At 34.3% G+C, this 22781-nt stretch carries 16 protein-coding genes; 9 read left to right on the plus strand and 7 right to left on the minus strand.

What is annotated here, in order from left to right; genetic code table 11:
* Positions 1–75: 75 nt before the first annotated feature.
* From E0F76_RS14520 to E0F76_RS14535, 4 genes are all read left to right on the plus strand, one after another.
* The gene (locus E0F76_RS14520; protein ID WP_132007614.1) at positions 76–1470 is read left to right on the plus strand and encodes a tetratricopeptide repeat protein; all 1395 of its coding nucleotides are present in this window, start codon (positions 76–78) and stop codon (positions 1468–1470) included.
* 117 nt (positions 1471–1587) lie between these two features.
* Positions 1588–2337 (plus strand): shikimate dehydrogenase family protein, encoded by a 750-nt coding sequence (locus E0F76_RS14525; RefSeq protein WP_132007617.1) that lies wholly within the window; start codon positions 1588–1590, stop codon positions 2335–2337.
* A 173-nt stretch (positions 2338–2510) separates the two neighbouring features.
* Positions 2511–3971 (plus strand): sialate O-acetylesterase, encoded by a 1461-nt coding sequence (locus E0F76_RS14530; RefSeq protein WP_220398928.1) that lies wholly within the window; start codon positions 2511–2513, stop codon positions 3969–3971.
* A 195-nt stretch (positions 3972–4166) separates the two neighbouring features.
* Positions 4167–4391, plus strand: coding sequence for a hypothetical protein (locus E0F76_RS14535; RefSeq protein WP_132007620.1), 225 nt, complete (start codon positions 4167–4169; stop codon positions 4389–4391).
* Between the two features lie 399 nt (positions 4392–4790).
* Here the strand turns inward: E0F76_RS14535 and E0F76_RS14540 are convergent, their stop codons facing one another.
* From E0F76_RS14540 to E0F76_RS14550, 3 genes are all read right to left on the minus strand, one after another.
* The gene (locus E0F76_RS14540; RefSeq protein ID WP_132007623.1) at positions 4791–5138 is read right to left on the minus strand and encodes a DUF1508 domain-containing protein; all 348 of its coding nucleotides are present in this window, start codon (positions 5136–5138) and stop codon (positions 4791–4793) included.
* Between the two features lie 102 nt (positions 5139–5240).
* Positions 5241–5597, minus strand: coding sequence for a hypothetical protein (locus tag E0F76_RS14545; RefSeq protein ID WP_132007626.1), 357 nt, complete (start codon positions 5595–5597; stop codon positions 5241–5243).
* Positions 5598–5711: 114 nt separating this feature from the next.
* Positions 5712–6890: an AIR synthase related protein gene (locus E0F76_RS14550; RefSeq protein ID WP_132007629.1), complete on the minus strand. Its 1179-nt coding sequence runs from the start codon at positions 6888–6890 to the stop codon at positions 5712–5714.
* Positions 6891–7142: 252 nt separating this feature from the next.
* On the opposite strand from E0F76_RS14550, the gene E0F76_RS14555 reads away from it, so the two are divergent.
* The 3 genes from E0F76_RS14555 to E0F76_RS14565 are packed head-to-tail and all read left to right on the plus strand — an operon-like array spanning position 7143 to position 9756.
* A complete protein-coding gene (locus tag E0F76_RS14555; protein WP_132007632.1) occupies positions 7143–7415 on the plus strand; it encodes a DUF4242 domain-containing protein in 273 nt (90 codons plus the stop codon).
* A 43-nt stretch (positions 7416–7458) separates the two neighbouring features.
* Positions 7459–7881, plus strand: coding sequence for a hypothetical protein (locus E0F76_RS14560; RefSeq protein WP_132007635.1), 423 nt, complete (start codon positions 7459–7461; stop codon positions 7879–7881).
* 27 nt (positions 7882–7908) lie between these two features.
* Entirely contained in the window at positions 7909–9756 is a 1848-nt protein-coding gene (locus E0F76_RS14565) for an adenylate/guanylate cyclase domain-containing protein (protein WP_246022075.1), read from the plus strand.
* 126 nt (positions 9757–9882) lie between these two features.
* Here the strand turns inward: E0F76_RS14565 and E0F76_RS14570 are convergent, their stop codons facing one another.
* Entirely contained in the window at positions 9883–12072 is a 2190-nt protein-coding gene (locus tag E0F76_RS14570) for a glutamine synthetase III family protein (RefSeq protein WP_132007637.1), read from the minus strand.
* A gap of 431 nt (positions 12073–12503) precedes the next feature.
* On the opposite strand from E0F76_RS14570, the gene E0F76_RS14575 reads away from it, so the two are divergent.
* Both E0F76_RS14575 and E0F76_RS14580 read left to right on the plus strand, forming a co-directional pair.
* Complete coding sequence (locus E0F76_RS14575) at positions 12504–13520, plus strand: glutamine synthetase beta-grasp domain-containing protein (RefSeq protein ID WP_132007640.1); 1017 nt, start codon at positions 12504–12506, stop codon at positions 13518–13520.
* A 151-nt stretch (positions 13521–13671) separates the two neighbouring features.
* Complete coding sequence (locus E0F76_RS14580) at positions 13672–14619, plus strand: TerC family protein (RefSeq protein ID WP_132007643.1); 948 nt, start codon at positions 13672–13674, stop codon at positions 14617–14619.
* Between the two features lie 70 nt (positions 14620–14689).
* On the opposite strand, the gene E0F76_RS14585 is transcribed toward E0F76_RS14580, so the two are convergent.
* From E0F76_RS14585 to E0F76_RS14595, 3 genes are all read right to left on the minus strand, one after another.
* The gene (locus E0F76_RS14585) at positions 14690–15196 is read right to left on the minus strand and encodes a hypothetical protein (protein WP_132007646.1); all 507 of its coding nucleotides are present in this window, start codon (positions 15194–15196) and stop codon (positions 14690–14692) included.
* Positions 15197–15442: 246 nt separating this feature from the next.
* The gene (locus E0F76_RS14590; protein ID WP_132007649.1) at positions 15443–20467 is read right to left on the minus strand and encodes an Ig-like domain-containing protein; all 5025 of its coding nucleotides are present in this window, start codon (positions 20465–20467) and stop codon (positions 15443–15445) included.
* Positions 20468–21526: 1059 nt separating this feature from the next.
* The gene (locus E0F76_RS14595; RefSeq protein WP_132007652.1) at positions 21527–22747 is read right to left on the minus strand and encodes a 3-oxoacyl-[acyl-carrier-protein] synthase III C-terminal domain-containing protein; all 1221 of its coding nucleotides are present in this window, start codon (positions 22745–22747) and stop codon (positions 21527–21529) included.
* Positions 22748–22781: the final 34 nt, after the last annotated feature.

Below are 22781 nucleotides of genomic sequence, written 5' to 3' on the forward strand. Positions count from 1 at the left end.
AACAATTCAGAATTTTCCTCACATTACCAATAAGGATGCCTAAATTTATTTTGGGCAAACTCAAAAAAACAAAGTATGCAATTAAGCGAAGAGGAAGAAGAATATAACTTATCCCTATCCAAATTTGAGTCCATGTTGAAAACCAACAAAGTGCTCTTTTTTGACTCGGAGGAATTTGAAGAAATCATCCTCCACTATATTGATATGGGTAAGGCGGCTTTAGCTAAAAAAGCCTTGAAACTAGCACTTGAACAGCACCCTAAATCAACTGGACTAAAACTGGTTCAAGTAGAAATGTTGGTGTATGACGACAAGCTCGAACAAGCTGAAAAGCTCTTGAACGAATTGTATGCCATCGAACCAAATAACGAAGAAATTTATATTCAAAAAGCAAATATTTGTTCCAAAAGAGACCAACACGAAAAGGCAGTCGAAATGCTCAATATTGCTTTAGAATACACTGATGATTTTGCCGATGTGTATAATTTGATCGGTATGGAATACCTCTTCATGGACAATCTTGAAATGGCAAAAGAAAGCTTTATCAAATGTCTTGAAGTCGATCTTGAAGATCAATCCGCCTTATATAATGTGGTTTATTGTTTCGAATTTTTGGATCAAAACCAAGAAGCGATTGATTATTTAACAAAATACATCGATAAAAACCCGTACAGCGAAATCGCATGGCACCAATTGGGTCGCTTGCATTATGGCATCAAAGAATATGAAAAAGCGATTCGTGCTTTTGATTATGCCACTCTTATAGACGATGAGTTTTTAGGTGCTTTTATGGAAAAAGCTAAAGCTTTAGAGCGATTAAAAAAATACAAAGAAGCTATCGAAAGTTACAACAGAACAATCGAATTAGACGATGCGACTTCTTATGCCTTACTTCGAATTGGGAAATGTTACGAAAAGTTAGGTAATAATGTTCAAGCATTAAAACATTTCAACAAAACAGTACATGAAGATCCACTTTTAGACAAAGGTTGGATTGCTATAACCGATTTTTACGTTCGACAAAAAAACTTCGAGAAAGCCCTTTTATTTGTCAACAAAGCATTAGCAATTGACAATCAAAACCGATTGTATTGGAAACGATTTGCATCGATAAACAAACAATTAAATTTATTTGAAGAAGCTGAATTTGGCTATAGAAAAGCGGTTGAATTTGGCGATTATCAATTAGACACATGGTTGTATTGGGTTGATATTTTGCAATTTTTAGGTGAATTCGAAAGCGCCATTCAAACTTTATTACAATCTTCGGAATATTTTCCAGAAGAGAATGAAGTCGAATATCGTTTGGCTGGATTGTATTTTATGATTCAAGACACTAAAAAAGCCAAATTTCATTTGAGTAATGCGTTGCGTTTGAATTTTGACAATTACATCATTTTGGAGGATTTATTTCCTGTAGTTTGGACTCGAAAAATGGTTCAAAATTACATTGCAAAACATAAAAAATAAGAGTTTCAAACACAAATTTCACAGATTAGCACAGATTATTTTTGCTAATCTGTGACCCGAGCGATAGCTAAAAGGCAGAGAAAATCTGTGTTTATAAAATAATTTATATAAAATCACATGTTGGAAACAATAAAAAAACGTTTTGGGTTGCTAGGTCGCAATATTAATTACTCTTTCTCAAGAGGCTATTTTACCGAAAAATTTAAAAACGAAAATATTGAAAATTGCACTTATGAAAATTTTGATATTCCTGAAATAAACGAGTTTTCCAAAATCATTGCAAACAATTCGGATATTTACGGGATAAATGTGACCATTCCGTACAAAGAACAAGTCATTCCTTATTTAGATAAATTGTCAAAAAAAGCAACTAAAATTGGTGCTGTAAACACGATAAAGTTTACCAAAAAAGGAAAACTGAAAGGCTACAATACCGATTATTATGGCTTTATGGAATCTTTAAAACCATTACTCGAAACCCATCACAAAAAAGCTTTGATTCTAGGAACTGGAGGCGCTTCAAAAGGTGTAGCTTTTGCTTTAGCAGAATTAGATATTGATTATACTTTCGTTTCAAGAGAAGCAAAACAAAACATTCTATCCTACGAACAAATAAATGCTGAAACGTTTCAAAACTACCAACTCGTGATTAATTGCTCGCCAGTAGGAACAAGTCCAAACACAGAAGCCTTTCCTTTAATTCCTTATGAATATTTTACCCTGAAATACATTGCCTACGATTTGATTTACAATCCTGAGGAAACCCAATTTCTAAAAAAGGCAAAAGCAAAAGGAGCAAAAACTAAAAACGGACAAGATATGTTGGTGTATCAAGCAGAAAAGTCTTGGGAAATTTGGAACAAATAATTCACTACTACCAAATTTACAACGTTAGTTTACCAACTTCTTCAAAACACCGAAGAGCATAAAAATAGTGGATGTAGTAGAAAAACGACTAACAAATTTGGCTACAAAATCCTGAATAATCTTTATTCACAGTTTGCAGTGAGTCAACTAGTGAGTTTTTTAATTATAAAAATATGTGTTCCAAAAAATTGACTTTCTTATTCTCAAGTGTTTTACTTCTATTTACGTTCAATCTTTTTAGTCAAGTTACGCTTCCGAAAATTCTGGGACATAATATGGTTTTACAACAACAGAAAGAAGTCCCTGTATGGGGAACTGCTGGTTCAGGCGAAAAAATAGTGGTAACTTTTGCTGGACAAAACAAAACAACTATTGCTGACAATTCAGGAAATTGGTCAGTGAAACTCAACCCCATGATAGCATCATTTACGCCTCGTGAAATGACTATTAAAGGGGCAAATACAATCGTACTTAAAAACATTTTGGTTGGTGAAGTCTGGCTTTGTTCAGGCCAATCGAATATGGAATATGCTATGCGTAAATATAGTAAATTCGAGACTGCTATCAAGGGGTACAAACCGCCCGAAGATGATTTAAATACGGCAAACAATCCTAATATCCGCATTTTTCTGGATCGTCGAAAATATATGGATCCAAGTCCTGAGCATATCGGTTGGGACACGGCAATAGGACGGCCATTGGTTGATTTCTCTGCAGTTGGTTATTATTTTGCAAAAAACTTATATGCCAAATTACATGTCCCTATCGGAATGATTTCAGCAGCAGTGCCCGGTAGTCGAATTGAACCCTGGATGCAAGCTTCTAAAATGGAGATAGCACCTAAAATGCAAAACGGGAAAATTTTAGACAAATTAAGTGCTGATGATCGTGACTCTGGCAAATTTTATGACACCATGATACAACCACTAATTCCATTTACATTGAAAGGAATTCTATGGTATCAGGGAGAATCAAATTGTTTCCTGAATGAAAATATCCGTTATGCCTATAAATTTAAAACACTCATTGAAAGTTGGCGTAACGATTGGAAAAATAAAAAATTACCCTTTTATTTTGTTCAGATAGCTCCTTATAATTATTCCGCAGCCAAAGATGTACGTCACCATACTACCGAAAATCTTCCAGAATTCTGGGAAGCCCAAGCACTAGCTTTGCATTTAAAAAACACAAACATGATTGTAATTACCGATTTAGTCGATAGCATCGTTGATTTGCATCCTGGCTACAAATGGGAGGTTGGTCGCCGTTTAAGTCTTGTTGCCGAAAATAAAGCATACGGACAAAAAAATGTTATTTGTTCTGGACCAGTATATCAAAAAATAAAAATACTACACAATGCCATTGAAGTCACTTTTTCAAATGTAGGAAGTGGTTTGGCAAGCCGTGATGGACAAACGCTCAGCTGGTTTAGCATAGCTGGAGCGGATGGAAAATTCGTAGCAGCAAAAGCGGAAATAGTTGATAATAAAGTAATTGTTACTGCTCCTGATGTTCAACATCCACTTTCCGTTCGTTTTGGCTGGAACGAAGCGGCTCAATCTAATTTTATTAACAAAGAAGGACTTCCTGCCACTCCTTTCAGAAGTGATAATCCGTGGGATAAACTCTTTTAATGAAACCATTTCGTCCAAAAAAACCATAGGTTTTTTTTACAACTGTTAGCTCTAATACATTCGATTAAGTATTTCATTTTCGATTCAAAATTATGAACCGAATTATTAAATAGATGTTTTACTCAAAAAAAAGACTTTATTATCTTTATGCAGATTTATTTTACTAAATTAGATTTATTAATCAAATCAAAAATAATGAACTCATCAAAAATAATTGCATCAATATTAATTTTAGCAAGCTTAGGAATGGGATATCTTGGCTTTAATAAAATATCCGAAAACACAAATCAAGTAAATTTATTAGGTATTGAAATCGAAGCATCAAATAAATCTGGACAGCAGGAAGGGTATCTATTTGTTGGTATAGCAGTTTTACTTTTTTTAGGCGGCATCTACACTTTAAATAAATCACAAAAGTAAACTTGCTTTTTTAGCACATTAATTCAAAATAACTTGCGTGTCAATTAAGTTGATAAAAAAATAAAGAAAGTTCTTTAAAAGTCAGAAAAAAAAGAAAAAAAAAAAAACATCACGAAGTGGTGCGGTTAGAATAGGGCAATGAACGAACAGTGGAGCATGATGCGTTTTCTATTGATACCGAGGCAGGATTGGCATGACGTTATACTATGTCACTAAAAAGAACACCTACCAAAAAAGATTCCTTGAACAAAACATAAATTGGGAATATGTCTTTTGTGGCTAACAATCTTATAGACCAAATGATAAATGACATTAATGAATCAACTGATTTTTTTGATATATATTTAGCAAGGAAATTAAATTTTCCCTTATCTATTTCTTGTAACTATATACCGGAATCTAATCTAGAAATACAAAATCATTTATTGTAAAATCCAAGACATCTGATTGCACAGAAGTACGAATGATTTCGTCTATGCCTTTTTGAAGCAACAATGGTGTGGTATATCTTCTACTGCTAGCAATGACATTGTCTTCTAGCATCATTTTAAAAAAATATTTTCCGTTAGCTGCTCTGGATTTCACGTAAATGTACTTTTCGATGTTTGCTTTAATTTCTTCGATACACTCTTCACATTCCATCTTGAGCTCATAAGAGGGACTAGTAAAAATAGTTTTTCCTTTTCTGGAAGTAAATACAAATTTGTACCGATCATCAAATCTTTTACTGATAACGAAAGCTCCCATAGTTTAGTTGTGATTATTGATTGAATAGCCATAATATGGCATACGGATTTTACGTATAAAACAGATTGATACCGCTTTTTAGTTTATTGCAATGAAGAAAACTTATTCGTTAAATTCGTCGTAACGTACCGGTTTTTGAGGATCGTAAAGAGGACATTTAAATTCTTCTAAAGTGTCTGCAAGTAAATCCATTGTTTTACCTTCGGTACCATAACAATCGATTTGGATACTTTGTGGTGTGGTATTGATATGAAAAGCTCCTTTGCCATTAGGGTTTTTCCAACTATTTTCATCTACTTTTTCCCAGCTATCAAATACTTTATTAATCCGATTGATAATCACTTGAACTGGTAGTGTTTCAAGACCTTCGACTTCTTGCTGTTCGACCAAAGCCTCATAAACCAAATGATGGTTAAGATAAATTCCGTCTTGATATTGCCAAAAAAGTAGTTCGTACATTAGAAAAAAGTTTAAGGGTTTAAAAAAAGGTTAATTGGTTAAGGGTTTAAAAGCTTAAAAAAAGACTTAATGAATCATCGATTAACCAATTACCTTTTAATCAATTAACCCTTTTTAATATTCGAAAGTTCCGTATTCGCTAGTAATCGTCAGTTTTTTAGTATCGGATGCTTCTACTCTTCCTACGATTTGAGCATTAACATTAAAGGATTTTGAAATCGCTATAATATCCTGAGCAACCGCTTCTGGAACGTAAATTTCCATACGGTGGCCACAGTTGAATACTTGGTACATTTCTTTCCAATCGGTTTTTGATTGCTCTTGAATTAACTTGAACAAGGGTGGAACTGGAAATAAATTATCTTTTATAATGTGTAGATTTTGAATAAAATGTAATATTTTAGTTTGCGCGCCACCGCTGCAATGTACCATTCCGTGAATTTCATTAGACGAATAGTTGTCTAATATTTTCTTGATGATTGGCGCATAAGTTCGCGTTGGCGAAAGCACTAATTGTCCCGCATCGATTGGGGAATTCTCAACCGCATCAGTTAATTTTACTTGACCCGAATAAATCAATTCTTCGGGAACGGCAGCATCATAACTTTCTGGGTATTTGGTTGCCAAATATTTCCCGAAAACATCATGCCGAGCAGATGTTAATCCGTTGCTTCCCATTCCGCCATTATAACTTTTTTCGTAAGTCGCTTGACCGAAAGATTCCAATCCTACGATTACATCGCCCTCTTTAATATTGGCATTATCAATGACTTTAGAACGTTTCATTCTAGCCGTAACGGTAGAATCTACGATGATGGTTCGAACGATATCGCCCACATCGGCCGTTTCGCCACCTGTAGAATGTATGGTTACACCAAAAGAATCTAGCTCTTTAATCAATTCTTCAGTTCCGTTGATGATAGCCGAAATCACCTCAGCAGTAATTAGGTTTTTATTTCTTCCAATAGTCGAAGAAAGTAAGATATTGTCGGTTGCACCTACACACAATAAATCGTCGATATTCATTATCAAAGCATCTTGTGCAATTCCTTTCCATACTGAAATATCGCCCGTTTCTTTCCAATACATATACGCCAAAGACGATTTGGTTCCAGCTCCATCGGCATGCATAATAAGGCAATATTCTTCATCATTAGTTAAATAATCTGGGACTATTTTGCAAAAAGCTTGTGGAAATAATCCTTTGTCGATATTTTTTATGGCGTTGTGTACATCTTCTTTAGATGCCGAAACTCCTCTTTGTGCATAACGTTTGCTAGAATCTGAACTCATTTAGTTTAGTTGTGTAGTTGTGGCGCAAAGATAAATATTTTTTTGGGTGAATCCTATTGGGTTTTTTATGGTTTTAAGAAATGGTCTTTTTTTTGAAATAGCTATTATATTTTAACTATATTTGATATAATTAACTAACACCTAACCACTTACGACTTCGCAATCTTTATACAAAGTGGAACCCAGCTACCACTTAAAAAAACGGGGCACAACCGAAAAGCCATAAGAGTAGGAAATTAAAAACTTTTATTGATGCCTAAATATGTAATTGAAAGAGAAATTCCTGGTGCAGGTAAATTGACTGCAGACCAATTGAAAGCTATTTCACAAACTTCTTGTGGAGTTTTAAGCAATATGGGGCCGCAAATTCAATGGGTTCAAAGTTATGTAACTACAGATAAAATTTATTGTATTTACAACGCTCCCAATGAAGAAATGGTTCGTGAACATGCCAAACAAGGTGGGTTTCCAGCCAACTCAGTAAGTGAAGTTTCATCCATTATCGATCCAATTACTGCAGAGTAAATGAGCATGCAAAATTTCAGAATATTAATTAAAAAAAATAATTATGAAAAACTACAAATTGATCCTGTTTTCAATTCTTTTGGCATTTACAGCAACTTCAAGTTCAACCTTAAATGAATTTACAAAATCAACCCGTGTAATTACGATTAAATTAGACGAAGCTGGTACAGGTTTAATCTTGCATGACGGATTAAGCAATGGTCCTAATATCAGAACTATTGTTTCTGCAGGCGATGTTATAATATGGAAACTTATTCCAAATCAAGGAATAGATTCCCTAGTTGGAATTCAAGTAAAAGAGGATAACGTTTCTATTTTCACTGCTGATATAGTAAGACGTCGTGACGGCTCATTAATAGGAACAATTGGTGATTTTCTTCCGGGTACGGCCGAATCTTACGGAATAAATTATTCTATAAATGGAGTTTCTTATTATCACGATCCTGTGATACAAATCCATGATTAAATCAACAATATTAAACCGCCTTCTATTTTGTTTGGAAAACTGCCATTACTTAAAACACTCTGTTTTAAAAAAGCTTATATCCTATTAGGCTTTTTTATTTTTTGTTATAATGGCATTTATTGTCAAAATCAAAAGCTTGCCGACAGTATTGAAATTATTTATCTAAAGGAAAGCTATAATCAAAAGGATAAGTTAAAGATTTTAAAACAATTATCAGTAAATGAAACTGATACTGATAAAAAGCTAACGTATAGTTTAGAATTAATTCAGACAGCAAAAACATTAGATTCTGTTGATTATTTATTTTCTGGATACCTTGAAAAAGGAAATGCTTTACGACTTAAAAGTGATCTAAACCAAGCGTTAGAAAGTTATTTTCAAGGGGCAAGAATTGCTGTCAAAAAAAAACAAAAAAGAGATTTAGGTCTTATCTACATATCAATCGCAACTGTCTATTCTATTATTGGCAACCATAAAAATTCAGTTCAGTATTTTAAAGGAGCCACTAAAATCCTTAGGCAAGAGAAAGACTCAATAAATATTGCTTCCGCACTTTTAAATGCAGGAGATGAGTGTATCAATATGGATGACTTGAAATCAGCTCTCGAATTCACAAAAGAATCAGAAGCTATATTCAATGCAATTAAATATCCACTTGGTCAAGCCTATAGCTTAGGAAATCTAGGGATGATTTATGCTAAAATGGGAATAGATTCACAAGCAGAGAAAAACATAAACAAAGCGATTTTATTACTGCAAAAATTAGGGGAATTTTATCCCATTTGTGTTTATCTCACCTACATGTCTGATATTTATTTAAATAAAAACGATAAGATTGAAGCATTAAATTATGCCTCCAGAAGTCTTGTTTTGGCTAAAAAATATAAGTTAAAGAAAGAGGTTTGTGACGCCAATCTAAAGATTTCAGAATTATATGAAGCGCTAGGCAATCCTAGTAAATCATTAAGTTATTTTAAGGAACATATCACGTATCGTGATAGTGTAAGTAATATTGATTATGTTCAAAAAATGGCTGATTTACGTACTGATTTCGAAGTTTCGCAGAAACAAGTGGAAGTAGATTTGCTCAATCAGACTAAAAAGACCCAGCGGATTATTTCGATTGCATCAATAATGGCATTGTTTCTTGTTTTCCTACTCGCTTTAGGATTGTATCGACGCTATAAATTCATTAAGAAAACTAACATTATTATAGAAGAAGAAAAAAATAAATCGAATAACTTATTACTCAATATTCTTCCAGAAGAAACAGCCCTTGAATTAAAACAAAGTGGTAAGGTTCAGGCTAAAAAGTTTGAATCTGTAACCGTATTATTTACAGATTTTGTAGGGTTTACACATTATGCAGAGAACTTATCCCCAGAAAAATTAGTAGAAAGTGTAGATTACTATTTTTCAAAATTCGACGAAATAATAGAAAACCATGAATTAGAAAAAATTAAAACAGTTGGCGATGCTTATATGTGTGCTGGAGGATTACCTTTCCCTACCAAAGATCATGCTTATAAAATGATTCTAGCTGCAATTGATATTGCTGAATTTGTGAAAGATTCTAAAAAAAACAACCCCGAGAATCAAATCCGTTTTGATATCCGAATTGGAATTAACACAGGCCCTGTAGTAGCAGGTGTGGTTGGAATTAAGAAATTTTCTTATGACATTTGGGGAGATACTGTAAACATAGCGTCACGTATGGAAACTAATTCAGATTCTGGCAAAATTAACATTTCTGAAAACACCTATCAATTGATTAAAGATCTATTTAATTGTGACTATAGAGGCGAGATTGATGCAAAAAATAAAGGGCGAATGAAAATGTATTTCGTCAACGGTTTTAAGATTAAATCTATTTAAAGTAATTTTTTGATACTAACATTACGTTAAAAACCATTTAAGTATATTAAAAATTATCCTTCAAATTTTTCAAAAAAATATGCCTATCCAAAATTGGATAGGCATATTATAAATTGAAAGTTATTCTTATTTAGTAAGCAATAATTCTCTATATTTAGTAAGTGTCCATGATTCGTCATCTACTAACAACTCCAACTTATCACAGTGATTCCTAATTTCGTCAAAATATGGTTTCACATTATTGCAATAAGCTTCAGCCATAACTTGCGCATCACTTAATTGGTTTGCTTTTTTTCTTTCGTTTGTCATTTCTTCCACTTTAGAATTAATTCCTTCAATATGACCAGAAACTTCCCGTATTAAGATAATTTGTTCTTTGGCAAGGTTTTTATATTCGTCGCCAAAAATTTCTTTTAATCCTTTTACATTTTCTATTAAAGTGTTTTGATAGCGAATTGCTGTTGGAATTACATGATTTTGAGAAAGATCACCTAAAACTCTACCTTCAATTTGGATTTTCTTAGTGTACTCCTCCAATTCAATTTCGTAACGCGCTTCCACTTCAATTTGATTCATAATTCCCATTTCTGAGAACAAGTCCAAAGCTTGTTTTGAGGCTCTAGCTTTCAATGCTTCAGGAGTAGTTTTGAAATTGCTTAATCCTCTTTTAGCTGCTTCTTTTTCCCATGCTTCGCTATATCCATCGCCTTCAAATAGGATTTTTTTGGAAACTTTAATATATTCTCTCAACACATTAAAGATGGCTTCGTCTTTTTTTAATTCTTTAGTTTCAATCAATGTATCAACTTCAATCTTGAAATCCTTCAATTGTTTGGCTACAATGGTATTCAAAGTAGTCATCGCATTAGAGCAATTTGCAGATGAACCTACAGCTCTAAATTCAAATTTATTTCCTGTGAAGGCAAATGGCGAGGTTCTATTTCTATCCGTATTATCAAGAAGTACATCTGGAATTTTACCTACAACATTTAATTTCAAATCGGTTTTTTCCTCAGGCGATAATTTTCCTTTTGTCACCCCTTCTAATTCAGCCAATACTTTAGTCAATTGTTCTCCAATAAATACGGATATAATTGCTGGTGGCGCTTCATTTGCACCTAATCTATGATCATTACTTGCAGTTGCAATCGCACCTCTTAGTAAGGATTCATAATCATTTACTGCTTTAATTGTATTAATAAAAAAGGTCAAAAACTGTAAATTGCTCATTGGTGTTTTACTAGGACTCAACAAGTTTACGCCAGTATCAGTTGCCAATGACCAGTTGTTGTGTTTCCCTGAACCATTTACACCTTTGAAGGGTTTTTCATGAAGTAAAACTTTCAAGTCATGACGTTCGGCTACTTTTTGCATCACATCCATTAATAAGCAATTGTGATCGACAGCAAGATTGGTTTCTTCGAAAATAGGCGCCAACTCAAATTGATTGGGAGCTACTTCGTTATGACGTGTTTTTACTGGAATTCCAAGCAACATACATTCTTGTTCTAAATCTCTCATGTAAGTTAAGGCACGACTTGGAATAGACCCAAAATAATGATCATCTAATTGTTGTCCTTTTGCAGAAGTATGACCTAGTAATGTTCTTCCTGTCATAACAAGATCCGGACGAGAATTTGCTAATGCACTATCGACCAAAAAATATTCTTGTTCCCAACCCAATGTTGCAGTAACTTTTTTAACATTTTTGTCAAAATATTTACAAACTTCGGTTGCTGCTTCATCAATTGCAGATAATGCTCTTAACAATGGAATTTTATTGTCTAATGCTTCGCCAGTGTAGGAAATAAACACAGTAGGAATACATAAAGTCGTCCCATAAATGAACGCTGGAGAGGTTGGATCCCAAGCTGTATATCCTCTTGCTTCGAATGTATTTCTGATTCCACCATTTGGAAAACTGGACGCATCAGGTTCTTGTTGAACCAATTGTCCTCCACCGAATTTTTCTACAGGATCGCTACCATCATAAGAAGTTTCAAAAAAAGCATCATGTTTTTCTGCAGTTGTTCCTGTTAGTGGCTGAAACCAGTGTGTATAATGAGTCACCCCTTTCGATAGCGCCCATTCTTTCATTCCCATAGCGATATAATCAGCTAGTTTTCTATCTATTTTAGTCCCATGTTGAATAGCTCCTTGCACCCCTTTTAAAGCATCTGAAGTCAAATATTGCTTCATTGCCTTATCATTAAATACATTTGAACCAAAAATAGTTGATTTCCTATCGGTCTCTTCAAATTTTACCGGTTTTCTACTTGAAGCTTTTTTCAACGCTTGAAAACGTAATATTGCCATAATAATTGCTTTTGTTGAATTTATAATTCCCCTTACTAATAGAAGCAAATATAAAAAATATATAAGTATTAGTATATCTATTTAACATATTGCCATTTATTTACAATTCAAAAAAAATAAAAAAGTTAAGGATTAAAAAGTAAAATAGGAGTCTAATTTATATTTGTAAATTTCAAAAATTATAAAAAGCGACCCATTTAAATTATTTATCATTAAAATTCTTAATTATTCTTAAAATTAAAATTCAACACATTACGAAATTGTTTTTTTTAACTTAAAAAATCTATTAATTTTTATTAACACCCCCATATAAATACACTTTTATGAAAAATTAAAGTCAATTAAATAAAAAACACCCCTCAATTTTTCCCCAAAGTTAATTTAAACTATATTTGCATTTGAATATCAAAAAAAAATTAATTTATTATATTATGGCTAAAATAAAGTTAGAATACCTTTGGTTAGATGGTTATGAACCAACACAAAATCTTAGAAGTAAAACTAAAGTTGAAGAACACGAAAATTTTCAAGGAACGATAGCAGAAATTGGTAACTGGTCTTTTGACGGATCTTCAACTAAACAAGCAGAAGGTGGATCTTCTGACTGTTTATTAGTACCTGTTGCAATCTATCCAGATCCAACTCGTATTAATGGATACTTAGTAATGTCTGAAGTTATGTTTGCAGATGGAACTCCACACCCATCAAACGGAAGAGCAACTATAAATGATGACAATGATGATTTCTGGTTTGGTTTTGAACAAGAATATTTCATCATGGACACTAAAACTTTATTGCCTTTAGGATTCCCTGTTGGTGGATATCCTGCACCTCAAGGTATGTACTACTGTTCTGTAGGTGGAAAAAATACACATGGAAGAACTTTAGTTGAAGAACATGCAGATTTATGTATTGCTGCTGGACTTAACTTTGAAGGAATTAATCAAGAAGTTGCTTGTGGACAATGGGAATTTCAATTATTCGCAAAAGGAGCTAAAAAAGCAGGTGATGAAATCTGGGTTGCTAGATATTTATTAGATCGTTTGACTGAAAAATACGGTTACTATATTGATTACCACCCAAAACCATTAGGTGATACTGACTGGAATGGTTCAGGTATGCATGCTAACTTCTCTAACGAAGTTCTAAGAACTTGTGGTGACAAAGCAATTTACGATAAAATTTGTGAAGCTTTCCGTCCAGTTGTTGAAGAACACATTGCAGTTTACGGAGCTTACAATGAACAACGTTTAACTGGTAAACACGAAACTGCTTCTATCCACGATTTCTCTTATGGAATTTCAGATAGAGGAGCTTCAATCAGAATCCCTTTATATACCGTTCAACATGGTTGGAAAGGATATTTAGAAGACAGAAGACCAGCTTCAAATGGTGACCCATACAAAATTGCTGCAAGAATTATCAAAACTGTAAAATCAGCTTTATAACTCCCACATAATACTATATTAAAAAGTGCTTTCGGAAATGAAAGCACTTTTTTTATACTAACTATTTTAAAAAATACTTTTATTTTAATTGAAATAGCAGAATGTATCCAATCAAAAAGTATCTTTGCTTTACATTAAAAACACTTCACTAATGATTGTCTGGATTTCATTTTTAGCTGCTATATTTCTATTTCTCGCTCTAGATTTAGGTGTTTTCAATAAAACACCCCATATCATTAGTACAAAAGAAGCAAGCAAATGGACTGCTATATGGGTAACTTTATCGTTTCTGTTTTCTGGAATAATATATTGGCTGTATAGCAACAATTACATATCAAATCCTGATAATTTAAAACCTGCTGCAGCTTCCATAAAATACCTCACTGGATATTTAATTGAATTATCATTAAGTGTCGACAATATTTTTGTTATTGCTATTATTTTTTCTGCTTTTAAAATCCCTCAAAAATACCAACATCGGGTCTTGTTTTGGGGAATCTTGGGCGCCATCCTTTTTCGAGGTTTAATGATTTATTTTGGAGTACTGCTAATCCATAAATTTATTTGGACTACTTATATTTTTGGCGTTTTCTTGATTTTCACTGCCGTTAAAATGTTATTCACCAAAGAAGACGAAAAATTTGAACCAAGAAAATCTTTTGTTTACAAGACATTACGAAAAATAGTTCCTATTACAACTCACATCGATGGTGAACATTTTTTTGTAAAAAGAAGACACATTACTGCCGCAACACCATTATTTGTTGCACTTATTGTTATTGAAGTAATGGATGTTGTTTTTGCTTTAGATAGTGTACCAGCAATTTTAGCAATTACTTCAGATCCGTTTTTAGTATTTAGTTCTAATATTTTTGCTATTTTAGGATTGCGTTCCATGTATTTTTTCTTGTCTCACATGCTGGAAAGATTCAGCTATTTAGAATACAGTTTAATTGCTATTTTGAGTTTTGTAGGGATTAAAATGCTGCTTCATGATTTTATTGACTTTCCTGAATGGATTTCATTAACTTTCATAGCGCTTTCATTATTAATAGGAATTCTTGTCTCTTTAAAAAGAAACAAAGAAGATACTGTCTAACTTTAACGAATAAGCATAAAAAAAAGGAAATCGAGTGATTTCCTTTTTCTATGTCAACTTTCTATTTAATTTAGAAATTTATCGTTTGCACTTTATTTTCATTACTGTTTATCGCAGCCATAACCGAAACATAATTGTTTTTATCTACTCCATAAATAAGATTAGCCGGAACAACTACAAATCGAAAAGTTTGATTCAATCTAAATTCACCTCCAACCGTTTGCAAATTATTACCCTCTAAATAAATTTGAACATCATTTTGAGTAAAGTCAAAATTAAAACTAAAATTCCTTGTCCCATCTGCAAAATAATGCGTCTCAGGCAAAAACTCCCACAAATCATTTCCATTTGATGAGCCTGATAATCGATAAACTAATACCATATCGGACGAAATTATGGTATTAGGGAAAATAAATTTTACTTTATACCCATTAGTAGATGTAAAGTTAAAAGGTATCTTGTTTTCAAACACTGTACTAATAGTATCATTATCAACATAGTTCGAATCTGTTGTCGTAGTGCAACTTTGAAAAGTAAACATTCCTACAACGGCTAAAAGTGTAATTATCTTTTTCATGATTTTATATTTTTATGAGTTCATATTGTTTATTTCAAAAACCAAACCAAAAAAGTTTTTTCGTGAAAAATTAATTAAAATTAATTAATTACACAATCACAATACCAACTACAGACTTATTATATATGCAGCATAAACAAGTTCTATTTGATTATTATAGTATTAAATTTAGTTAAACAAACAAAAAGCATCCCGAATATTTCGGGATGCTTTAGCTTTAAAATTATTAATTATTAATTAAATTTATTAAAAAGAAGACATCACTTTTTGTTCACTATGTCCAAGTTTAGTTGTTACTCGTACAATGTAAACTTTTTGAGTACCGGTATTGAAATTATAGTTAATTGAGACTTCTTTATCAAGATAACTATTGTTATCTAATTTAGAAAACACTTTATTTCCAGAAATATCAAATACATCAATTGTTACATCAGAAACATAAGCAAATTTATATTTAATTGTAAGCTGATTGTTGACAATTGGCACTTCAAATGCTACGAAACATTGTGGATCACTTGCATTACAAACTAAAGGTATTTGCTCGTAACCCATAGAAATTCTACATTCATCAAAAGCATTGTTGATTGCATCAGCCGCACTTGCTAAAGCACCCAATGTGATACCAGCAGGTAGCGCTTCGCCTCCTAGTGCTTTATTTAACATAGCATATAATCCTTGAACTGTTCTATTAGGTAAAGGTAAAAGATCTACAACTGATGGTATAGTAGTATATAAATACTCATTAATTACTGGAGTATATCCTTCTGCTGAACAACTTCTAGGTTTTGCAGTTAAACTACCACAACCTCCATTAAGTGCAGCAGTTGCTAATGTTCCTGATTGTAGAACAAAATCACCCAATTTAGAATTGATACCAATATTAAGTCCTAAGGCGATAGTTTGTGCCAATGCGGTATTGTTTATTCTACCTTTTCTCAAATAAGAAGCAGGCAAATTACAGATATTATATGCACCTGTTAATACAAAACTTCCACCTCCTCCTGGCATCACATTAATAACGCAGCTTGGGGAACTTATAGAAACTGTATTCAATCCAGATCCTACAATCATTGTACCACCATAATAATTCAAAGCTTTTGTAATTAAGCCTGTAGTTGTATACAGTGGAAGACCTTCACCAGCACAGGACATACCACCTGAATTACCATAATACCCCTGAGTATAAGTACATAATGGTCCTCCACAAATTTCTGTTGTAACCATCACTGGTTTTATATCCATACATCCTGAACTTGTCATTACCTTGATATAAAAGGTTCCAGAAGCTATTACTGCAGCTGGAGTTCCAAGCGAAATTGTTGCTGCGGCATCGGTCCAATAGCTCAAAGCACCACCTTCTAATGTGCTTCCAGCTGTAACGGCTGCTGCTGTTAAATCAACACTCACACCTTCACAAACTTTTTGTGGATTTGTAATAACCAAAATTGGTAAAGGATTGATTGTAACGGTTACCAGTGTACGTGGCCCTTCACATCCTGTTGCTGTAATCTTGGCTCCGGCATAGGCTGAAGAAGACCCAACTGCAGCTCTAGAAGGGGCTGTTGTTACAGTGCCACCTGTTGCGGCAGTGTACCATACAACGGTTTCCCCTGCGCCTGCTGTTGCAGATCCAGTTTTGGTGGTATTGTCAAAACAAGCTGTTACGTCAATACCTGATGGTGCAAGTGGTAAAGCATTGATTGTAACGGTTACCAATGTACGTGGCCCTTCACAAGTTGTACCTGTAATCTTGGCTCCTGCATAGGCTGAAGAAGATCCAACTGCAGTTCTGGAAGGGGCTGTTGTTACTGTTCCTCCTGTTGCGGCAGTATACCATACAACGGTCTCCCCTGCGCCTGCTGTTGCAGATCCAGTTTTGGCGGTATTGTCAAAACAAGCTGTTACATCAGTACCTGTTGGTGCTGATGGTAATAAATTGATTATAACTGTTACCAATGTACGTGGTCCTTCACAACCTGTGGCTGTAATCTTGGCTCCGGCATAAGCTGAAGAAGTTCCAACTGTAGTTCTAGAAGGGGCTGTTGTTACTGTACCTCCAGTTGCGGCAGTGTACCATACAACGGTTTCCCCTGCGCCTGCTGTTGCAGATCCCGTTTTGGCAGTATTGTCAAAACAAGCTGTTACGTCGGTACCAGATGGTGCAAGTGGTAAAGGATTGATTGTAACGGTTACCAATGTACGCGGTCCTTCACATTCTGTGGCTGTAATCTTGGCTCCGGCATAAGCTGAAGAAGTTCCAACTGTAGTTCTAGAAGGGGCTGTTGTTACTGTACCTCCAGTTGCGGCAGTGTACCATACCACGGTTTCCCCTGCGCCTGCTGTTGCAGATCCCGTTTTTGCAGTATTGTCAAAACAAGCTGTTACGTCGGTACCAGATGGTGCAAGTGGTAAAGGATTAATTGTAACGGTAACCAGTGTTCGTGGTCCTTCACAAGTTGTACCTGTAACCTTAGCACCGGCATAGGCTGAAGAAGATCCAACTGCAGTTCTGGAAGGGGCTGTTGTTACTGTTCCTCCTGTTGCGGCAGTATACCATACAACGGTCTCCCCTGCGCCTGCTGCTGCAGATCCAGTTTTGGCGGTATTGTCAAAACAAGCTGTTACATCAGTACCTGTTGGTGCTGATGGTAATAAATTGATTATAACTGTTACCAATGTACGTGGTCCTTCACAACCTGTGGCTGTAATCTTGGCTCCGGCATAAGCTGAAGAAGTTCCAATTGCAGTTCTGGAAGGGGCTGTTGTTACTGTACCTCCAGTTGCGGCAGTGTACCATACAACGGTTTCCCCTGCGCCTGCTGTTGCAGATCCCGTTTTGGCAGTATTGTCAAAACAAGCTGTTACGTCGGTACCAGATGGTGCAAGTGGTAAAGGATTGATTGTAACGGTTACCAGTGTTCGTGGTCCTTCACATTCTGTGGCTGTAATCTTGGCTCCGGCATAAGCTGAAGAAGTTCCAACTGCAGTTCTGGAAGGGGCTGTTGTTACTGTACCTCCAGTTGCGGCAGTGTACCATACCACGGTTTCCCCTGCGCCTGCTGTTGCAGATCCAGTTTTTGCAGTATTGTCAAAACAAGCTGTTACGTCGGTACCAGATGGTGCAAGTGGTAAAGGATTAATTGTAACGGTAACCAGTGTTCGTGGTCCTTCACAAGTTGTGCCTGTAACCTTAGCTCCTGCATAGGCTGAAGAAGATCCAACTGCAGTTCTGGAAGGAGCAGTTGTTACAGTGCCACCTGTTGCGGCAGTGTACCATACAACAGTCTCCCCTGCGCCTGCTGTTGCAGATCCAGTTTTTGCGGTATTGTCAAAACAAGCTGTTACGTCGGTACCAGATGGTGCAAGTGGCAAAGCATTGATTGTAACGGTTACCAATGTACGCGGTCCTTCACATTCTGTGGCTGTAATCTTGGCTCCGGCATAAGCTGAAGAAGTTCCAACTGTAGTTCTAGAAGGGGCTGTTGTTACTGTTCCTCCTGTTGCGGCAGTGTACCATACAACGGTCTCCCCTGCGCCTGCTGTTGCAGATCCAGTTTTTGCAGTATTGTCAAAACAAGCTGTTACGTCGGTACCAGATGGTGCCAGTGGTAAAGGATTGATTGTAACGGTTACCAATGTACGTGGTCCTTCACAACCTGTGGCTGTAACCTTAGCTCCGGCATAAGCCGAAGAAGATCCGACAGCAGTTCTAGAAGGTGCTGTTGTAACAGTGCCTCCTGTTGCAGCAGTGTACCATACAATAGTCTGTCCTGCAGCTGCTGTTGCAGATCCAGTTTTTGCGGTATTGTCAAAACATGCTGTTACATCTGTACCGGTTGGTGCCAGTGGCAAAGGATTCACAGTAGCAATTACTTCTGCTCTTGCTCCTTCACAACCTGCAGCGTTTGTACATGAAACGAAATAGGAAGTCGTTGAACTTATTGAAGGTGTAACAAATGGTGAACCAGTACCAAGAACAGCAGTACTGTTTGCAGTTGCATACCATTTAAGTGTACCTCCATTACAACCAGAAGCTGTTAAACTAACTGTACCTGTACCACAAATAGAATTGGGACCAGCTAATGGAGCAGGCGGTCTAAGATCTAAATTCAACTGAAAAGGTGCTCCTGGAAAATCCTTTAATTCTGAATTTCCTGAAGAACCTGAAGTTCTAGTTCTCACAAACAAAGTACTAATTTTAAAACAAGCATTTCCGGCTCCAAAAAAACTACTCACATTTACAGCCCCTTCTGCCCATTGATTTGGTGCATAAGCCCACAAATTAGGACTAGTAGAAACAGGTGCTTGATTATATACTGGATAAGGCACCAAAGTTTCTACAAAATTATTAGTACCATAAACACTACCTGCGGGAGGGGTAAATTGAATATATTCGGTTCCGTTCCATTTTCTAACAACAACATTTGCGGCTGCTCCTCCTTGAGTAAACTCAATTGTTATTAGAAGATCCCCAACGGTTCGCCCACTAGGAGTGCCCGCATCAGAGGTAAAGTTTCCAAAATCAAACCCTTTACTATCAGTGCCTGTTTTGGTCATGTAAAGTCCTTTTTGAAGAATCTCAAAATCAATATAACTGCTCCCTTCTGTTACTTGACGGTCTGCAGCGAAAACCATCCACAAATCATTTGGGTTTCCGCCTAGAGCAGTACTTCCAAAAGTAAAGTGAGCAATTGCATTTTGAATTTCATTTTTGTTTGGTGAAGACCCCATCCCCCAATGCATATCAGTTACATTATAATCTATCTTATTTGTACCCGTAAAAATAGTAGGGTCTTCATTAGTTATATTATCTCTGTAAAAGGTAGTGAATCCTGGATTAACATAAAATGCATCAGGTAATGCAGTGTCTGCAGGATAAGTGTAAGTGGGTGGAATAGGAACAAACAATCCTCCTGGATTTGCTGTGATAGGAGCCGAGAAATTCTCGAATAAAAAGTCTCCTGCATATGGAGCTGTATCACCAGGATATTTAACAAATGCATTCCCATCAACACCAAAGCCTCCTAAAGGAGTTTGTACTGGTGCAGTTCCTAAAATATTTTGAGCATTACCCGTATAAAACGTCATAAAGATAGTCGCAAATAATAGCGGCGTTACAAGTGACTGCTGCCAATAATTGAGTAGTAGTCTGGATCGTTGATTAATAGATGTCATCAATTTATGACTCGTAAAGGCTGCTGTGAGACAGCAGCGGAAAGTGTGCCAATTGTATTGTACACTTTTTCTTGAATTACATATAAATTTTTTCATAATAATTTGGTTTTAAGACCATAGTATTAATCAAATAAGTATAGCTAGAATTTGGGTTTCGAATAATCTATTTTTTTTTGCTTCATACAATATAGTATTAACACCCTAATATTAGAAAATAAGGATTCTTATACACTGGAACACTAAAATTCATAGAAATCCACACACCTTCATAAAAAAGAATTTATGAAGTTTACCATCGTCAAAAAAAATATACTGTGTTGGAAATACCATTTTTTTTCAACAAAGACTAAAAATGCTACATTTAATTTAAAAAGCTTTAAAGAAATGAAATCAATATTAAACAAGTAAAAAACTGTATGACATTTTAAAATTAAAAATTCCACCGACAGCTATTCGACCAACTTCAAAAACGTCTAATTGAAGTATAACCTTTGCAAAATACCAGACTATAAAAATAAATTATAACTTATTTTATTCCATCGAATTTAGCCCTTTTTAAAAACCAATAATTTGTTTAAAAAAGTACTAGATAAATTTACTGAAATAAGTAAACTATTGAAAAAAATTACATGTAAAGCAGATTAAAGACGTTATTACTCGATTAAAAACACATTGACTAAGAATACAATTACATAGTTATTATGATTTAAAAAACAAAATAACTTTATATTATGTTTATTATCAGCTATTTACGTGTTAATGCTTTTGTAAAAAAAATTTAAAAAACCAATAAAACAAAAAACTTAGCTAACTTTCTCTATTTAATCAAAAAAAAGAATAAAAAAGAGAATCAGTAATTTAAGACGATAAGTAATATTTAAGTTAGAAATGATTTATTTACAGTATAAAAATGACTATTTAAACTAAAACTTCAATATCAAGATTAATATTAAATTTTATGTAAATATTAATCATGATATATAAAAGGAAATAACAATTTAATACATACACATAGTCATAGTTTATTCTATCTGTATTAGAAATGAGTATTTTTATATCAAGAAAAATTTGGTGATATCGAAGTAAAAAAAATGATCAATTTAAAAAAAACCGTCATAAAAAAGAATATTGATAAACTCTATTCCTTATTAAAAATCATATTTTCTCAAGAAGTAATCCTGTGGCAGTAAGACCAGGACCAAAAGCCATCGCTACTATTTTCGTGCCGGATTTTATAGTTGGGTCATTTGCTATTTTATTAAAAACATGTGGTATTGTTGCAGATGACATATTTCCATGATGAAATAATACATCATAAGACCAACGAGCCTGATCTTTCAATACTCCTACTTCTTTTACTACATAATCAATAATTTTAGGGCCACCTGGATGAATAGCAAAATGTATCATAGCCTTTTGTTCTTCAAAATTAATATTTCCTTTATTACAAAGAGTGGTTAAAAAAGATTTAATGTTTTTACGAATGAAAACAGGAACTCGTTTAGAAAGTGTCATCAAAAAATTATATTCTCCTAAATCCCAAGACATATCTTCTAATGAATCAGGTATGATAACTTCGTGCATAGCGATAATTCGAAGTCCTTTTTTCTCTTGAATCGAATCATCATTCATAAATGCATTTTCTTCATACAAAGAATAGCCTATAAAACCATCCGCAAAAAGGGAACATATCATGGTATTTGCTGGAGAGAACTCCGTTAAATTTAAGTGCGCAGATAATAATTCGGTATGAACAATGTCTGCTCTTCCGTTTATTTGACTAGCGCATATCAAGCTGCTCGCTGTACGAATTGCAGGAAAGGCTCCGTAACATCCCATATGATAAGAATGGGTAACCTGAACTGTATTCCAATTTCTTTCTATAACCGCTTCCTGTGCTACACTGGGTGAAGAATAACCAGAACACGTAACATGTAAGAGATTTTCAGGTCTTGAAATCACATTAGAATAAAATTGATCAAAAACATAACCCATTTTTTTTTTGAACCATTCCATACGAACTTCAATCTTTGGCCCATAATGATTTCCCTCAATTACTTCAAATCCAATTGGAAAATGATACTCTAGTGGAGAAGTAACATCCATTATTTTTTCGATAAAATCCTCAACTTCTTCAAAAATAGTACATTGCCTCTTATTAATATTTTCTGAAGAAACAGAATACTTGTCAACATGATCAGATATAAGTTCAAAACTAACTAATTCCTCCTCTTTTTTAAGAGTTCCCAATTTATTTAATTTTGGAAGATTTTGAAAATGATAATATAAAAACTTAGTATATTGATTAAGTTTGGCCTGGTCAATTGATTTATTAACCAGAATAGGTTTAAAATTTGAAATAATTATACTTTTCATAATTTTAAAATTAACTACTTATTAATTTTATTAA

The organism is Flavobacterium cellulosilyticum (assembly GCF_004349355.1).
In the GTDB taxonomy this organism is placed as follows: domain Bacteria; phylum Bacteroidota; class Bacteroidia; order Flavobacteriales; family Flavobacteriaceae; genus Flavobacterium; species Flavobacterium cellulosilyticum.

What these genes read in the sequence shown, in the direction of transcription:
- E0F76_RS14555 (WP_132007632.1), top strand. Translation starts at nt 7,143, where the DNA reads ATGCCTAAATATGTAATTGAAAGAGAAATTCCTGGTGCAGGTAAATTG.
- E0F76_RS14530 (WP_220398928.1), top strand. Translation starts at nt 2,511, where the DNA reads ATGTGTTCCAAAAAATTGACTTTCTTATTCTCAAGTGTTTTACTTCTA.
- E0F76_RS14570 (WP_132007637.1), bottom strand. Translation starts at nt 12,072, where the DNA reads ATGGCAATATTACGTTTTCAAGCGTTGAAAAAAGCTTCAAGTAGAAAA.
- E0F76_RS14550 (WP_132007629.1), bottom strand. Translation starts at nt 6,890, where the DNA reads ATGAGTTCAGATTCTAGCAAACGTTATGCACAAAGAGGAGTTTCGGCA.
- E0F76_RS14590 (WP_132007649.1), bottom strand. Translation starts at nt 20,467, where the DNA reads ATGAAAAAATTTATATGTAATTCAAGAAAAAGTGTACAATACAATTGG.
- E0F76_RS14520 (WP_132007614.1), top strand. Translation starts at nt 76, where the DNA reads ATGCAATTAAGCGAAGAGGAAGAAGAATATAACTTATCCCTATCCAAA.
- E0F76_RS14585 (WP_132007646.1), bottom strand. Translation starts at nt 15,196, where the DNA reads ATGAAAAAGATAATTACACTTTTAGCCGTTGTAGGAATGTTTACTTTT.
- E0F76_RS14595 (WP_132007652.1), bottom strand. Translation starts at nt 22,747, where the DNA reads ATGAAAAGTATAATTATTTCAAATTTTAAACCTATTCTGGTTAATAAA.
- E0F76_RS14535 (WP_132007620.1), top strand. Translation starts at nt 4,167, where the DNA reads ATGAACTCATCAAAAATAATTGCATCAATATTAATTTTAGCAAGCTTA.
- E0F76_RS14540 (WP_132007623.1), bottom strand. Translation starts at nt 5,138, where the DNA reads ATGGGAGCTTTCGTTATCAGTAAAAGATTTGATGATCGGTACAAATTT.
- E0F76_RS14575 (WP_132007640.1), top strand. Translation starts at nt 12,504, where the DNA reads ATGGCTAAAATAAAGTTAGAATACCTTTGGTTAGATGGTTATGAACCA.
- E0F76_RS14560 (WP_132007635.1), top strand. Translation starts at nt 7,459, where the DNA reads ATGAAAAACTACAAATTGATCCTGTTTTCAATTCTTTTGGCATTTACA.
- E0F76_RS14545 (WP_132007626.1), bottom strand. Translation starts at nt 5,597, where the DNA reads ATGTACGAACTACTTTTTTGGCAATATCAAGACGGAATTTATCTTAAC.
- E0F76_RS14525 (WP_132007617.1), top strand. Translation starts at nt 1,588, where the DNA reads ATGTTGGAAACAATAAAAAAACGTTTTGGGTTGCTAGGTCGCAATATT.
- E0F76_RS14580 (WP_132007643.1), top strand. Translation starts at nt 13,672, where the DNA reads ATGATTGTCTGGATTTCATTTTTAGCTGCTATATTTCTATTTCTCGCT.